Source organism: Actinoplanes sp. NPDC004185 (assembly GCF_053603475.1).
This window is the reverse complement of sequence record NZ_JBSGFR010000008.1, coordinates 104,639-119,527: the sequence shown is the minus strand read 5'-3', so window position 1 is coordinate 119,527 and position 14,889 is coordinate 104,639. Positions and strand designations below refer to the sequence as shown.

Genomic DNA, 14,889 nt, shown 5'->3' with positions numbered 1-14,889 from the left:
GAGCGACCGTCAACCTCCTCGTCGAGCTTGCCGGCGAATACTTGCCCAAGGAAGTTAAGTAAATCCATGGGCAGTCGGCCGGCCCGCGCCCGCTGCTCGACGAGCGAGCAGCGGGCTGATCTCAATGATCCGCTCGGCCGCCACGCACGACGCAGGAGGCGCTGTTCTCCCAGCCCCACCCGTCACCATCAGGATCACTGCCCGCACTCGCGCAGTACGGGAACCCGTTCGGCGCGGTACCGCCACCGACCGGCGGCGTTGTCGGGTTCGTGGTACCGCCGTAGACCGACGCCTCGCGCGACGTGGCCCGGATGCCGTTGGCACCGTTGATGATCCGTTGACCCCAGGCGGTGAGGCTGGCGGCGTTGAAGCCGTTGGTCATGTCCAGGTATTCCACCGGGCTGCCGTTGCCGCTCCAGGACCAGCCGAGGTAGCCGATCCCCTTCTGCTGGGCGGTCGCCATGATGGTGTTCTCGTCGACGTCGCCGTCGGAGTGGTTGTTTCCGAACTCGCCGACGATGATCGGCAGGCGCGCGCTGATGAAGGCGTTGAGGTAGTTGTTGATGGTGGCGGCCTGGCCGTACACGCCGTACATGTGGATCGAGAAGACGGTGTTGCGCAGCGTGTCAGCGGCGAAGACGGACGGCGCGTTGGACCGCATCGTGTTGGACCAGTCCTGGCCCCAGTTCGGGCCGTCGACCACCAGCGTGTGCTGCAGGCCGGCATTGCGGATGGTCCGGATGGCACCGGTGGTGGAGCTGGTCCAGTTGCCGGCGTTGTTGTTGCCGAGCGGCTCGTTCCCGATGTTGATCAGCACGTAGCGTTCCTGGCCCACCAGGACGCTCCGGCGGGATACCCAGAAGTCGGCCGCCTGCGCCAGGGTGGCGTTGCCGCCGCCCGAGTCGCCATAGCCGGTGGTGTTGTGGATCTCCAGCATGCAGATCAGCCGGTTCGTCCGGCACAGGTTGATGATGGTGGTGATCTCGCCGGCGGACACGTTCAGGTCGAGCACGACCCGGACGGTGTTGGCGCCGGTCCGCTTGATGTCGGCGAACGAGCTGTTGCGCTCCTTGTACCAGGCGTACGCGTGGTTGACGCCGCGCATGACGAAGTCGTTGCCGTTGGCATCCAGCAGACGTCCGTTACTGATGGAGAACCCGGTGGCGGCCTGCGCGGGTTGAACGGCGAGCACGATCGACGCCACGACTGTGGCCAGGGCAGCGCCGGCGAAGGCGAGCTTTCTCAACATGGCTACCTCGGTGGATTGGTGGTGAACAGGAACGGGCGGATGCACGTTCCTCGGGTCAGCGGGTGACCCATCGCTGGTTCGATCCGCCGGTGCAGGTCCACAGGATCACCCGGGTGCCGTTGGCGGTGCCGGCGGAATCCGCGTCCAGGCACAGCCCGGACTGGGCGCTGGTGATCGTGCCGCCGGGGTCGACGTTCCATCTCTGGTTGGCGCCGCCGGTGCAGTCCCAGATGATGGCCCTGGTGCCGGGGGTTGTGCCGTTGCCCTCGGCGTCCAGGCACTTGCTTCCGTAGACCCGCAACTGCCCGGCGCTGGTGCGTTCCCATCGCTGGTTGGACCCGCCGTTGCAGTCCCAGAGCGCCACCGCGGTGCCGTTGGCCTGTGCTGCGTTGACCACGTCGACGCATCGTCCGGATGCCGCGCCGGCGATCGTGCCGCCGGCCGACGGCGGCGGGGACGAAGGGTTCGTGGGTCCGTAGGGGCATTCGCTCAGGTACCGCGAGACGCCGGTGGAGTCCGCCAGGGACGGGCACAGGAACTGCCCGTACCGGCTGTCGTTGTCGAGAAAGATCTTCAACCACGGGATCGTCCGCCGGGTGACCTGTGAGTTGCCCCAGGTCGGGAATCCGTGGCCCCCGCCGGTCAGCTCGACATAGGCGCCCTTGGTGGCGGCCGGCTTGCTGGCCCACAAGGTGTTGAGCGAGGACGGAGTCACCGTTCCGTCGTCGCGGGCGCCCATCATCAGCGTCGGCACCCGTACGTCGGACAGGCTCTGGGAGAACGACGCCGGTGCCATCGGCAGGGCGGCCTTCAACGAGGGCCGGCGCATGGCGGCGCTGATAGCGCCGCCACCGCCCATGGAGTGACCCAGTACGGCCAACCGGTTCGGATCGACCCGGTCCCGTACCGCGCTCTGCCCGGTGAGGTAGTCCAGCGCGGCCAGCAGCTGGGTGCCCCGGGCGGTGTCGAAATCGGTGGGACTGTTGGTGTCGATGCCGATCACGACAAATCCGAAGGACGCCAGCCAGGGTCCCATCCACGCCCCTTCAGCGGCCCAGGAAGCGGTGTAGCCGGGTACGGCCGCGATCGCGCCCCAGGTGCCCTGGCTCGTGTCGGTCGGGTAGTAGATCTTTCCGCCGTTGAACCCGAAACCACGCGGCACGGTGATCTCGGCGGTGGCGAACGTGCCTCGGCCGGCCGCCACGCTCTGCACCGTGGGATCCGGCCCACGCTGATAGGAGTTCTCGGCCGCCGAGGCGGAACCGGTCAGGACCGCGGCTGTCGCCGTGATCACGCCCAGCGTGACCGCGACCGCGGCCGTGGCGAGGCGTCGACCCGGCCGGTGCCGGGGCTCGTGTTCCGGCTGGTGGTCGCGTGCTCGGTCGCCGTGTCCGGCGCCCAGGTTCGCCTTCATGATCCTCACACCTTTCGTGTCGTCGCGCGGTTCATCGGCGTACCGGCCGGGTGGCGCGTTCGCGTCACCCGGCCGGCGGCGTCGGCACCGCTATCGCCTGGTCCATTTCTGGTGGTCGGCGCCGGTGCAGTTCCACAGGCCGACGGCGGTGCCGTTGGCGGTACCGGCACTGGTGACGTCGAGGCAGAGGCCGGACTCGCGGCCGACGACCGTTCCGTCGGGGTTGAGGTTCCACTGCTGGTTGGCGCCACCGTTGCAGTCCCAGATCGCGACACCGGCGCCGGGTGTGGTGGCGTGGTTGGTCACGTCCAGGCACTTGTTCCCGTAGACCTGCAGCGCACCGTTGGACAGCGAGGTCCACTGCTGGTTGGCGCCGCCGTTGCAGTCCCAGATGACCGGCGAGGTGCCGTTGGCGGTGCTGCTGTTCGGTACGTCCAGGCACCGGTTGGAGCCCACACCCCGCAGCACTGCCGCCGAGCCGCCGCCGGGCGGGGTGGTACTGCCCAGGCCCCAGCCGTACCGCAGCCGGTCAAGTCCTGACTGGTTGGTGATCGTCAGCGAGAGGTTCGTGCCGCTGCCGTTCAGTGACGTGATCGCACAGGACGCGTTGAAGCAGGGACCCGGCCCTTGGGTCTGGCCGGCTTCCTTGATGCCGGTCCACAGCAGTGAACCCATGCCGAGGCTGCGTACGGTGTCGGTGAGTGCGTAGAAGTACGAGACGTTGTTGTTGCCGTCGCGGGGGCCGTTGTAGTTGACGCCGGTGTTCATCGGAACGCCGAACTCGGTGAGCACGGCACGATCGGCGTATCCGCACAGCCGGCCTTTGAAGCTGGCGATCCAGTCGTTCTCGGTCGGATGCGTCTCGCCGCCGAGGGTGTACATGTGGATCGACAGCAGCGTGCCGGTCAGTCGCGGGTCGGCCCCGACGGCACACAGGTCGATGTCCGACCAGAGGCCGGGCACGACGATCCGGCCGCGCGGGATGGTCGAGTACCGCTGGAGGAATTGAGCGGCGAGATCGGTCAGCTCTGTGGCGCTGTAGCCCCAGGGCTCGTTGACGATGTTGAAGTAGAACCGGCTGTTACCGCCGTACTTGCGGATGACGACGTCCCACATCGTGTAGAACGCGTTCATGTCGCTGATCCGGCCGCCGGTCGGCGGCCAGGGAGCGATCATCACGTTCATGCCGAGCGCGTCGGCCGCATCGTAGGCGGCGACCAGGCTGTTCCACCACGACGACGACGTGGTCTGCGGGTTGATACCGAACCGGACCGTGTTCGAGCCGAAACTCTGGAACCCTTTGAGGATCGCCGTGGCCTTGGTGTACGTGGTCGCGTAGGTGTCCGACCTCGACAAGCCGACGGGGACGTTCGGATCGGTGAGGAAGTTGTCGCGGGGATCGGCCCAGTTGACGCCGTGGAACTGGTTGGTCGCCGCGTGCGCCGGCGTGCCACCGGCGACGCTGATGCCGAAGGCACCCACCAGGAGGGCGAGAACCAGACCGACTGATGACATCCGCCGCAAGCGGCGTCCGCTCGTTCTCATCGTTTCTCCGGAGCGTTCGAGCTTTGAATTCCGGTCAGTGCGGGCAGTGCACGGGCCCATCGCTGGTTGCTGCCGCCGTTGCAGCTCCAGATCTGCACCGTGGATCCGTTGGCCGTAGCGGCGCCCGTGACGTCCAGGCACCGGCCGGAGTTCACGGCGACAACAGTGCCGTCTGCGTTCAGCCGCCACTGTTGGTTGGCGCCACCGTTGCAGTCCCAGATCTGCACCGCGGTGCCGTCGGCGGTGGCCCCACCGTCGACGTCGAGGCACTTGCCGCCCGCCGTGCGAAGTTCATTGCCGGAGGTGCTGGTCCATTGCTGATTGCTGCCGCCGTTGCAGTCCCACAGCGCCGGCCGGGTGCCGTTGGCCTGATTACCGCCGGGCACGTCGAGACAGCGCCCCGAGCCTTGACCTCGCCAGGCCGACGTCGTCGAGGGCGTCGTGGGAGACGTGGCGTCGAGCCCGAAGAAGTGGATGGTCTGGTCGGCGAGGATCTGCAAGTTGTGCGGCTGACCGGTTTCCTGGATCGCCTCCACCTGGCTGCCGTAGCGGGTACGGGTCCATCCGGACCGCGGCTGGTTCTGCTCGGTGGAGGTCGGCGTCTGGCTGACACCGTGCACGTTGGTCCATTGCTTGATCTCCTCGCCGAAGTTGGCGAAGCGCAGGACGTCGTCCGTGGTGCCGTGCCACAGCTGCATGCGTGGACGCGCGCCGGAATAGCCGGGATAGGCGGCCCGCACCGCGTCTCCCCACTGCTGTGGTGTCCTGCTGATCTGGCCGTTGGCGCAGGCGGAGTTCCACGGGTCCGGGCCGGCGAAGCATCCGAACGGGACCCCGGCGTAGGCGGAGCCGGCCCGGAAGACGTCCGGATACGCGCCGAGAAGGACGTTGGTCATCATGCCGCCGGAGGAATGACCGGTCACGAACGTGCGGTCGGGGTCGGCGCCGTAACGCTGCCGGACGTAATTGACCATGGACACGATGCCGAGGGAGTCGCCGCCGCCGTTGTGGGTCAGCGACGCGGTCGAGTGCACGTCCCAGCAGCCGTCGCTGCTAGGCGCGGACGGATAGATGACGATGAAGCCGTACCGATCGGCCAGCGAGGCATATCCCGTTCCCTGGTAGAAGTCCTGTGCGGTGCCGTGACACCAGTGCACACCGACCAGGACCGCGGGGTTGGGTTTGACGCTGTCCGGTACGTAGAGAAACATCTTGGTGCCGGTGGGGTTGGCGCCGAAATTGGTGATCTGCTGCAGTGACGCGGCGGCGGCCGGCGGCGCGGCGACAAGGGTGCCGAGGGCGGCGGCGGCGAGGGTGGTCAGTGCCGCGATGACGGCACGGAGCCAGGTGGTGGTCCGGCTTCTGCTCATCAGTGGTCCGCCCTACCGCTGCGGACGACGCAGGAGGCGTTGTTCTCCCAGCCCCAGCCGTCACCGTCCGGGTCCGACGACGATCCGTTGGCGCAGTACGGGTAGCCGTTCGGCGCCGTGCCCCCGGAACTCGCGCCGGGATCGGCTTTCGAGCCCCGGATGACGCAGGAGGCGTTGTTCTCCCAGCCCCAGCCGTCACCGTCCGGGTCCGACGACGATCCGTTGACGCAGTACGGGTACCCGTTCGGCGCCGTGCCGGGCGGGGTCGGAGTGGTCGTCGAACCGAGCAGCCCGGTCAGCGCCGGATAGAACCTCGCCTCCAGCTTGCGGATGCCGGTGCCGTCGTTGGGATGCACGCCGTCGACGGTGTCCTGCGCCGGGTTGAATCCGGTGTACTGGTCGACCACCCGGACGGGCGAGCGGCTGGTGCTGTTCGCCGAGGCCCAGCCGGGGATGGCGGCGTTCAGGTTCTGCACGTTGGCGTTGCAGTTGCCGCATCCGCTGGGCGCCATCGGCAGGATCTGCGCGATCAGCACCTTGACGTCGGCGTTGTTGGCCCGCATCTGACCGAGCAGCTTGGTGTACGCGGCCAGGATCGCTGGTGTTCCCCGGTTGCCCCAGACGTCGTTGGTGCCGAGCATCATCACCACGACGTTCGGGTTGGTCGCCGACAACCAGCCCGGAAGCTGATTGTTGTCGGCGATACCGGTCGCCGTGTAGCCGCCGTGGCCTTCGTTGTCGGCGTCGAACGAGCCGGCACAGTACGTGTTCCGCAGTGTGCCGACGAAGTCGACGTTGGTGTGTCCGCTGGACTGCAGATGTTGCCAGAGCAGGGCGCGCCAGCAGCCGTTGGAACCGGTGATCGAGTCACCGAGCAGCATGATCCGGGTCGGCGCGGCAGCGTTCGCGGCCGGGGCCACGAGCAGGACCGACGCGACGACGGCGGTAAGGGCGATGAGCAGGCCCATGAGCTTCTTCATTGTTCTCACTCCTTTCGGTACGGCCGCGTTCCTACCGGAGGCTCGGCACTTCATCCCGGGTCAGGACGTATGAGCTGGTGTAGAAAGTGCGGATGTCATTGGCGGAGTTCTTGCTCGTGTCGGTGATCCAGGTGCTGTGCCAGGTGTTGAACAGGACCCACTTGGTGCCGCTGGACTGCAGCTGCGCCGGATCGGGGATCGGCCCGTTCTCGTGCAGAGCGATCGGCATGGTGCTGCCGTAGACGGACCTGGCCGCGTTGTACATCGAGGTCTGGGGGCCGTGGTCGCCGGCATAGGTGTCCGCACCGCCGATGTCCACATATTGCTTACCGGGATACCAGGCGGCAGCGGGGGCGCCGTTGAACGGGTGCAGATACACCAGGTTGTGGACGCCGGCATTGCGCATGAAGTTGTACGTGTAGATCCACAGGCGGTTGTACTGGCTCGCGCCTTCCTTGCTCCACCAGAACCACGTGCCGGACGCTTCGTGCCATGGGCGGAAGATGACAGCTCCGCCGCCGTTCTGAATGACCTTGAGTTGGTCGGCCCACTTCCTCAGACGGGTGTTGAGCCGGTTGTTGTCGGCGGTTCCGGAGGTCAGCGCGGCGCTGATGTTGGCGTTCATCTGTGAGCCGGCATAGCCGTCGGTGTCCTGCGCCGGTGAGCCCATGTGGTAGCCGACCATCGGGATTCCGCCGGCGTTCCACCAGGACAGTCCGCGGGCGCCGAAGTCCGGGGAGTCACCCATGTCCTGCCCCCGGATCGCCGGGTATTTCTTGGCGATGTTGTAGATGTAGTTCATCTCGTAGTCCGGGCCGCCGTTCCAGGTGGACTCCTGCTGGCCGGAGAGAATGTGGTTGCCGTAGACGCTGTAGAGGTAGCACAGCAGGCGCCGGGCCGAGGTCGTGGCCGCCGGGTCGGCCGGGGCCACCGAGCACGACGTGCTGCCGGCGCCGGGGTCGGCCGCGGACCCCCGGACGACACAGGAGGCGTTGTTCTCCCAGCCCCACCCGTCACCGTCCGGATCCGATGACGATCCGTTGACGCAGTACGGGTATCCGTTGGGAGCCGTGTCGGCTGCCTGGGCCACGGGTGCGGCCAGGAGTGATCCGCTGACCAGCAGGCCGGCCAGCACTGTGAGCATCATGGTCTTGCTTCGTCGCATGGGTTTCCTTCCGGGGACGGGGGCGACTGCCGGATACGGCAGCCGGACCGGAACGCGAGCCTCGCAACGGCGCCACCGGACGGAACGGCAGATCGACAATCGGCAATAAGCTTTCTTGTCACTGCCGAATGGCCCGGTCCGAACCGGTCGATCGGGGTGGTATCGGCCAGGCGGGAGAAGTCCGGCCACCGCGATGACGACGTTTCTCCACGCCGTCCATTGTTGCTGATTCGTAAACCTACGACCTCGGCGTGACCGGGTCAAGACATTGATGCATGTAAATGTTAATCACCGAGAAACGGGAATGCACGCACGCCGGGCCCACCCCGCGGAATCGGAAAGAACCGTTACCGCACGGGCAGGCATCCGTTCGCCGGCCGATATTCGAATGGGAGAGCGGCAACTACGGCATTCTTCTGTCAGGTGGTGCGGACCCGGTGGAGGACCACGAGATCGCTGCGATAGTCGGCGCCGATCGGCTCCCAGGCCGCGGGCCGGATGCCGACGGACATGAGAACGCTGCCGTACCACCGTGACCGGTGGGTGAGCCGGCCGTGCGCCGGCACGGCGACGCCACCGGCCACCACCTCGTAGGTCGCGTCCGGATCCAGCCCGGCGAGCCGGAGCCGGCGCGGACCGCTCTTGGCGTTTCCGAGCGGGTTGTAGACCAGGACCACCACCTCGGCACCGAGAACGTATTGCACCGCCGACCGCTCGGCGCCAGGGGCACCACCGAGCCGGTACTGGCGACCTTGCTGCACAGTCGGCCGGACCTGCTTGTACGCGTCGACCAGAGAACGCGCCTCGGCCAGCTCCTCGGCGGCCCACCGGCCGACGTCGGCACCGATGCCGAGTACTCCGGCCATCGCGACGTGGAACCGGTAGCGCAACGGCATGTCGCGATCGGTGTTCGGATTGGGCGTGTCCGTGACCCAGGCGCCCATGGCCGACGCCGGGTACAGCTGGGAGAAGCCGTGCTGCGCGATCTGGCGATCCTTGGCATCGGTGTTGTCCGACGGCCACACCTGGTCGACATGCTGGAGAATGCCCAGGTCGACGCGGCCGCCACCGCCGGAACACGCCTCGATGCGCAGAGCCGGGTACCGAGCGCGCAGGTCGTCCATCACCCGGTAGACGTTGCGGGTGTGATCGATCCACAGCAGATCCTGGTCCGCGGGCCGTTCCGGCCAGCCGGCCTGGGTGAACGGCCGGTTGACGTCCCACTTGAGGTAGTCGATGCCGAGCTCCGCGACCAGCCGGGTCAGCCAGCCGAGCGCCCAGTCGCCGACCTCCGGACGCGCGAAGTTCAGCACCAGCTGCTCGCGTTTCGTGTCGCGCCGCCGGTGGTCCATCCGCAGCACCCAGTCCGGATGAGCGCGATAGAGCTCACTGTCCGGACTGACCGACTCCGGCTCGACCCAGAGGCCGACACGCATGCCGAGGTCGCGGATCTCGTCGAACAGCACACCGAGCCCGTCCGGGAAGCGCTCCGGGTGCGGCCACCAGTCACCGAGCGAGGACGTCGCGTCGTCCCGGCGGGCGAACCATCCGTCATCGATGACGAACAGCTCCGCCCCGAGGGCCGCCGCGGTGCGCGCCAGCTTGAGCTGGCCCTGCGCGGTCGCGCCGAAACCGGTGGCTTCCCAGGAGTTGTAGAGCACCGGCCGCAGCTCATCGGCGGACGGCAGCACGTACGCCCGCGTGTAGTCGTGCCAGGCCCGGCTGGCCGCACCGAACCCGCCTTCGCAGTACAACCCGAGCGTCGGCGGACTGACCAGTTCGGTGCCGGGTGACAGTGGCCATTGCAGGCCCTCGTGCCCGAATCCGGCCGCCACGGCCGCGCCGCCTTCCGGACGTCGGGTGGCGGTCAGTCGCCAGCTGCCGCTCCAGACCAGAGCCACGCCGAAGACCGCGCCCTCGGTCTCGGTGGCGGTACCGGCATCGACCATGAGCCAGGGGTTGGACTGGTGTCCGGTGATGCCCTGACGGCTGGTGTAGGTCAGCTCGCCGATGGGCAGCCGGCCCCGTTGCAGCTGGAACTCCTCGGCCCAGGCGCCGGCCACGCCGGTGTAGCGGTAGTCGTCCGCGTCCGGCAGGAACCAGCTGCCCGAGAACAGCCGGGTGATGGTGATGTCGGGATCCGAACCCGGCAAGGCGGTGTTGCGCAGTGTCACCCAACGCTCGATCACGTCGCTGTCGGGCCGGGCCCGGAAGGACAGCACCACCTCGAGCGGGAAGTGCCGGTCGATCAGGCTCAGGTCGAGGCGCTCGTCGTCGGCCTTCGCCGACTGGAACTGCAGTTCCACCGAGCGGACCGCGCCGAAGGAGACTTCGAGGGCAGCTGATCCCCAGCGCCGTCCTCCGGTCACCGGCAAGAGTTCCTCGATCTCCACCGGCTCGGCGAAACTCGTCACGTGCCGCCCGGCCCCGTCCGGCGTCGACGGGCCTCGGGTGAGGCCCACGACCTGGTGGGCGGCGTCCACGGTGAGCGCGGGTCCCCAGTACTTCTGCAGGACGGACGCTTCCCCGGTCCGGGCGTCGGTCTCCACCGCGACGACGTAGCACGAGCCGGGCGTGCGCAGACACCACGAGTCGTGGTCCGGGCTGAGTGGCATGACGGGCACGGTGACATCCCAAATCATCGATGGAGTACCGGGACCGTAACCCGGTATCTACATGGCGTCAACAAAAGAGGCCGCTATGTCGGACCCGTACCGGCCTGAGGCCTTCGGAAGTCCTCTTTTACTTGACACCGTGAATAAACGGAGTGAGCATGTCTGGCGTGTTACACATCGATGCCACCAGGACCGCGAGCGTGACCGACGCCATGCGGTCAGTGTTCGTCGAGTTGCTGGTGCACGGACCGATGTCGCGGGCAGAGGTGGCGCGCCGGCTCGACCTGTCCCCCTCGGCGTTGACGAAGCTGACCAAGCCGTTGCTCGAGAACGGCTACCTGCGGGAACAGCCCGTCGAGACCCGCAACACGGTGGGCCGGCCCTCGCTGCCGTTGACCGTGGACGCGAGCCGGGCCCAGTTCGTCGGCATCAAACTCACCGCGGACGAACTGTTCGGCGTCCGGACCGACCTGTCGGCCACTGTGCAGGCGGAGGCCCGGCTGTCCCTGCCCAACCACGACGTCGAGGCCATCGTCGAGCAGATCGCGACCGCCGTCCGCCAGCTCAGCGACCCGGGCCACCGCATCGCCGGCCTCGGGCTGAGCCTGGCCGGCGTCGTCTTCCCCGGCGATCCGGTGGTGCACGCCTCCCCGTTCCTGGGCTGGCGGGACGTGCCCTTGGCCGACCTCGTGCGAGACCGGACCGGGCTACCCGTCGTCCTCGACAATGACGTACGCGCTCTCACCGCGGCCCAGCACTGGTTCGGCGCCGGCGTGGGGCAGCGTTCCTTCGCCCTGATCACCGTCGGCGCCGGTATCGGCTGCGGACTGGTCATCAACGGCCGGCTCGCCACCGGTCACAGCCGGGCCACCGGCCTGATCGGTCACCTCGTCATCGACGACCACGGGCCGCTCTGCGAACAAGGTCACCGCGGTTGCGCCCGCGCCTACGCCACCTCGACCGCGGTACGGCGCGGTATCCGGTCGACCCTGGACCGGCCCGACCTGACCTTCGAGGACTGCCTGGCCCTGGCGAGGGACGGCAACATCGTCGCCCGCCGGGTCATCGACGACGCCGGCCGCGCGCTCGGCCAGGTTGTCGCCACCGTCGCCAACCTGACCGGCCCCGACGTGGTCATCCTCTCGGGTGAGGCGATCGCCATGATCAGTATCGGCGACGCCGCGTTCCACGCGTCTCTCGACCAGCACACCCATTGGACTGCTGCTCCGGTACCCGTGGTCATCAGGCCCTTCGCGTTCAACGAATGGGCCCGGGGCGCCGCGGTTGCCGCACTGCAGTACCAGGTGACGGGCGAATGAGGACGGCGGCACGGAGCCGACGCCTCCGGGACGTACCCGCGGCCCTGATCTTCCTCGGCCCGGCGGCCGTCGGTTTCCTCACCTTCTACCTGTGGCCGGCCGTCCGCGGGCTCTACCTGAGCTTCACCGACTACAGCCTGCTCAGCGCCCCGGAATTCGTCGGGCTCGAGAACTACGAGCGCCTCATCGGCGACCACCTGTTCTGGAACGCCCTGGTGGTGACCCTCGAGTACGTGGTCATCAACATCGCCGTGCAGACGGTGTTCGCGGTGCTGCTCGCCGTCCTCATGCACCGGCTGACCAAGTCGCTGACCATCCGCAGCATCATCCTGCTGCCGTACCTGATCGCGAACGTCATCGCGGCGCTGGTCTGGTACTCCATGCTCGACTACCAGACCGGTGTGGTGAACCAGCTCCTGGAGTGGCTCAGCATCGACCGGGTCGCGTTCTTCGGCGAGACCACCACGGCGATCCCGACCATCGCCCTGGTGAACACGTGGCGCCACGTCGGTTACACCGCCCTGCTGGTCTTCGCGGGCCTGCAGGCCATTCCGAAGCAGGTCTACGAGGCCGCCGCACTGGACGGCGCCTCCGAGTGGAAGACGTTCTGGCGGGTCACGCTGCCGCTGCTGCGCCCCGTCATGGCGTTGGTGCTGGTGCTGACCGTCATCGGCTCGTTCCAGGTCTTCGACACGGTCGCGGTCACCACCACCGGCGGACCGATCAACGCCACCCGGGTCATCTACTACTACATCTTCGAGCAGGCCTTCGCCCGGTTCGATTTCGGCTACGCCTCAGCGCTGTCGTTCGCTCTGTTCATCATTCTGGCCGGGGTCGCGTACGCGCAGCTGCGGTTGACCCGCGCCTCCCACTCGGATCTGTCGTGAAAGGCCCAGCCATGGCCATCGCCGAGCCGCGACCGGACCGGCGGCGTATCCCGTGGGGCCGTACGGCCGGGTGGGCCACGCTCGTCGTCGTCATGATCGTGACGTTGGTTCCCTTCTACTGGATGTTGCGCACCTCGCTGTCGAACACCCGGTCGCTGGCCGCCGGCTCGGGCGAGCTGCTCCCGGTGGACTTCACCCTCGGCGCTTACAAGCGGGTGCTCGGGCTGTCCACCACCGCGGAGGCGATCTCCGAAGGAGGCTCCGGCGCTTCCGTCAACTTCTGGCTGTACCTGCGCAACTCGGTCATCGTCGCGACGCTCGTCACGGCCGGCCAGGTCTTCTTCAGCGCGATGGCGGCGTACGCCTTCGCCCGGCTCTCCTGGCCCGGTCGCGACAAGGTGTTCTTCCTGTTCCTCAGCGCCCTGATGATCCCGCCGATCTTCACCACACTGCCCAATTTCATCCTCATCAAAGACCTCGGCCTGCTGAACACCTACCTCGGCATCGTGCTCCCCGGGCTGCTGATGACGCCGTTCGCGATCTTCTTCCTGCGGCAGTTCTTCCTCAACGCCAGCCGTGAGCTGGAGGAGGCGGCGCGCATCGACGGCGCCGGGCACGCCCGCATCTTCTTCCGGATCATCGTGCCGCTCAACCAGGCACCGATCACGACGCTGGCGATCCTCACCTACATCACCGCATGGAACGACTACTTCTGGCCGCTGCTGGTGGGCAAGTCGGAGAACGTGCGCGTGCTCACCGTCGCGCTCGGGGTGTTCCAGTCGCAGACCCAGCGGGGCACGCCCGACTGGGCCGGCCTGATGGCCGCCACCCTCGTCGCCGCGCTGCCGATCATGGTGCTGTTCGCCGTTCTCGGGCGCCGGGTCATCAACTCCATCGGATTCACCGGCATTAAATGACGTCCCCTCTCCCCTCGGATCGGAAGACACCATGATGAAAGCGCGACGCGCCCTCGCCGCCGCAGCAGCCGTGGGGCTGCTCGCGGCCGGCGGCTGCACGGGCGGCGACGACAAATCCGCATCGGCTTCGGGCACCATCACCTACTGGCTCTGGGACACTTTCCAGCAACCGCAGTACCAAGCGTGCGCGGACGCGTTCCACGCGGCCAACCCCCAGTACACCGTCAAGATCACTCAGTACGGCTGGGACGACTACTGGAACACCCTGACGCCGGCCTTCGTCTCGGGCACCGCGCCGGACACGTTCGTCAGCCACCTGAGCTACTACCCGCAGTACGCCGCCCAGAACCAGCTTCTCGACATCACCGAGCGGGTCGCCAAGGACGGCATCGACCTGGCGCAGTACCAGACCGGTCTCGCCGATCTGTGGGTCGACCAGCAGGGCAAGCGGTTCGGCCTGCCCAAGGACTTCGACACCGTCGCGCTGTTCTACAACACCAAGAAGGTCGAGGAGGCCGGCGTCAAGCCCGCCGAGCTGCAGAACCTCACCTGGAACCCGGCCGACGGCGGCACCTACGAAAAGCTGATCGCCCACCTCACGGTCGACAAGTCCGGCAAGCGCGGCGACGAGCCCGGCTTCGACAAGAGCAAAGTCGCCACCTACGGCCTGGGCCTGAACAGCTCCGGCGGCGGCTTCGGACAGACCGAATGGAGCCCGTACGCGTTCTCCACCGGCTGGACACACGGCGACAAGACCCCGTGGCCGACCGCGTTCAACTACGGCGATCCGCGTTTCAAGCAGACGATCGCCTGGTTCCACTCGCTGATCGACAAGGGCTACATGCCGACGCTCGCCATCGCCAGCTCCGGCGTGAACCAGCTGGACGCGTACGGCGCCGGGAAGTATGCGATGGTCACCGAGGGCAGCTGGAACACCAAGTCCTACTGGGACCTCAAGGGGGTCAGGTCCGGGACAGCCCCGACCCCCGTCGGTCCGAGCGGCAAGCGGGCCAGCATGATCAACGGTCTGGCCGACAACATCTACGCCGGCACCAAGAATCCCGAAGGCGCCTGGCAGTGGGTGAAGTTCCTCGCCTCGCCCGCCTGCCAGCAGGACATCGTCGCGAAGCAGGGCATCGTCTTCCCCGCCATCAAGAGCGCAACCGTCGAGGCCGAGAAGGCCTTCGCCGCCAAGCAGATCGACGTGGCGCCGTTCACCGTGCACCTCAAGGAGAACACGACCACCCTGGCGCCGATCGCCGATCACTGGGCGGACATCTCGGCCCTGATGATGGAGACGATGGACTCCATCATGTCGGGCAAGAGCGGCGTCGACTCCCTGGACGGCGCCAACCGGAAGGCGAACGACCTCCTCAAGAAGTAGCACCTCGTCCCCCGACGAGAAACCCGGTCGGCCCGGTTGCGCTG

General features: G+C 67.5%; 11 protein-coding genes. 4 read left to right on the top strand and 7 right to left on the bottom strand.

Annotation, left to right across the window (positions count from 1 at the left end; all coding sequences use genetic code 11):
* Positions 1–121: 121 nt before the first annotated feature.
* From ACWEOZ_RS10750 to ACWEOZ_RS10720, 7 genes are all read right to left on the bottom strand, one after another.
* Positions 122–1,249 (bottom strand): cellulase family glycosylhydrolase, encoded by a 1,128-nt coding sequence (locus tag ACWEOZ_RS10750; RefSeq protein WP_451910504.1) that lies wholly within the window; start codon positions 1,247–1,249, stop codon positions 122–124.
* 55 nt (positions 1,250–1,304) lie between these two features.
* A complete protein-coding gene (locus ACWEOZ_RS10745) occupies positions 1,305–2,663 on the bottom strand; it encodes a lectin (protein WP_451910503.1) in 1,359 nt (452 codons plus the stop codon).
* Positions 2,664–2,753: 90 nt separating this feature from the next.
* Complete coding sequence (locus tag ACWEOZ_RS10740; protein WP_451910502.1) at positions 2,754–4,178, bottom strand: ricin-type beta-trefoil lectin domain protein; 1,425 nt, start codon at positions 4,176–4,178, stop codon at positions 2,754–2,756.
* 26 nt (positions 4,179–4,204) lie between these two features.
* Positions 4,205–5,578, bottom strand: a complete 1,374-nt coding sequence (locus ACWEOZ_RS10735) for an extracellular catalytic domain type 1 short-chain-length polyhydroxyalkanoate depolymerase (RefSeq protein WP_451910501.1) — start codon at positions 5,576–5,578, stop codon at positions 4,205–4,207.
* Positions 5,578–6,558 (bottom strand): GDSL-type esterase/lipase family protein, encoded by a 981-nt coding sequence (locus ACWEOZ_RS10730; RefSeq protein ID WP_451910500.1) that lies wholly within the window; start codon positions 6,556–6,558, stop codon positions 5,578–5,580. Before ACWEOZ_RS10730 ends, ACWEOZ_RS10735 begins: the two co-directional genes overlap by 1 nt.
* Positions 6,559–6,589: 31 nt before the next feature.
* On the bottom strand, positions 6,590–7,723 hold the full coding sequence (locus ACWEOZ_RS10725) for a glycosyl hydrolase (protein WP_451910499.1): 1,134 nt from the start codon (positions 7,721–7,723) through the stop codon (positions 6,590–6,592).
* A 419-nt stretch (positions 7,724–8,142) separates the two neighbouring features.
* Positions 8,143–10,338: an alpha-galactosidase gene (locus ACWEOZ_RS10720; protein WP_451910498.1), complete on the bottom strand. Its 2,196-nt coding sequence runs from the start codon at positions 10,336–10,338 to the stop codon at positions 8,143–8,145.
* Between the two features lie 158 nt (positions 10,339–10,496).
* Here ACWEOZ_RS10720 and ACWEOZ_RS10715 point away from each other — a divergent pair, with 158 nt between their 5' ends.
* From ACWEOZ_RS10715 to ACWEOZ_RS10700, 4 genes are read left to right on the top strand one after another with little or no spacing between them, the layout of a single operon-like run.
* Positions 10,497–11,657 carry an ROK family transcriptional regulator gene (locus tag ACWEOZ_RS10715; protein ID WP_451910497.1) on the top strand — a complete coding sequence of 387 codons (1,161 nt, stop codon included), beginning with the start codon at positions 10,497–10,499 and terminating at the stop codon, positions 11,655–11,657.
* The gene (locus ACWEOZ_RS10710; RefSeq protein ID WP_451910496.1) at positions 11,654–12,544 is read left to right on the top strand and encodes a carbohydrate ABC transporter permease; all 891 of its coding nucleotides are present in this window, start codon (positions 11,654–11,656) and stop codon (positions 12,542–12,544) included. Before ACWEOZ_RS10715 ends, ACWEOZ_RS10710 begins: the two co-directional genes overlap by 4 nt.
* A gap of 11 nt (positions 12,545–12,555) precedes the next feature.
* The gene (locus ACWEOZ_RS10705; RefSeq protein ID WP_451910495.1) at positions 12,556–13,461 is read left to right on the top strand and encodes a carbohydrate ABC transporter permease; all 906 of its coding nucleotides are present in this window, start codon (positions 12,556–12,558) and stop codon (positions 13,459–13,461) included.
* Between the two features lie 34 nt (positions 13,462–13,495).
* Positions 13,496–14,845, top strand: a complete 1,350-nt coding sequence (locus ACWEOZ_RS10700; RefSeq protein WP_451910494.1) for an ABC transporter substrate-binding protein — start codon at positions 13,496–13,498, stop codon at positions 14,843–14,845.
* Positions 14,846–14,889: the final 44 nt, after the last annotated feature.

Bases quoted from the DNA above. Each gene is read 5' to 3' on its own strand.
- ACWEOZ_RS10730 (WP_451910500.1), bottom strand. From the start codon at position 6,558: ATGAAGAAGCTCATGGGCCTGCTCATCGCCCTTACCGCCGTCGTCGCG.
- ACWEOZ_RS10740 (WP_451910502.1), bottom strand. From the start codon at position 4,178: ATGTCATCAGTCGGTCTGGTTCTCGCCCTCCTGGTGGGTGCCTTCGGC.
- ACWEOZ_RS10725 (WP_451910499.1), bottom strand. From the start codon at position 7,723: ATGCGACGAAGCAAGACCATGATGCTCACAGTGCTGGCCGGCCTGCTG.
- ACWEOZ_RS10735 (WP_451910501.1), bottom strand. From the start codon at position 5,578: ATGAGCAGAAGCCGGACCACCACCTGGCTCCGTGCCGTCATCGCGGCA.
- ACWEOZ_RS10705 (WP_451910495.1), top strand. From the start codon at position 12,556: ATGGCCATCGCCGAGCCGCGACCGGACCGGCGGCGTATCCCGTGGGGC.
- ACWEOZ_RS10745 (WP_451910503.1), bottom strand. From the start codon at position 2,663: ATGAAGGCGAACCTGGGCGCCGGACACGGCGACCGAGCACGCGACCAC.
- ACWEOZ_RS10715 (WP_451910497.1), top strand. From the start codon at position 10,497: ATGTCTGGCGTGTTACACATCGATGCCACCAGGACCGCGAGCGTGACC.
- ACWEOZ_RS10700 (WP_451910494.1), top strand. From the start codon at position 13,496: ATGAAAGCGCGACGCGCCCTCGCCGCCGCAGCAGCCGTGGGGCTGCTC.
- ACWEOZ_RS10750 (WP_451910504.1), bottom strand. From the start codon at position 1,249: ATGTTGAGAAAGCTCGCCTTCGCCGGCGCTGCCCTGGCCACAGTCGTG.
- ACWEOZ_RS10710 (WP_451910496.1), top strand. From the start codon at position 11,654: ATGAGGACGGCGGCACGGAGCCGACGCCTCCGGGACGTACCCGCGGCC.
- ACWEOZ_RS10720 (WP_451910498.1), bottom strand. From the start codon at position 10,338: ATGCCACTCAGCCCGGACCACGACTCGTGGTGTCTGCGCACGCCCGGC.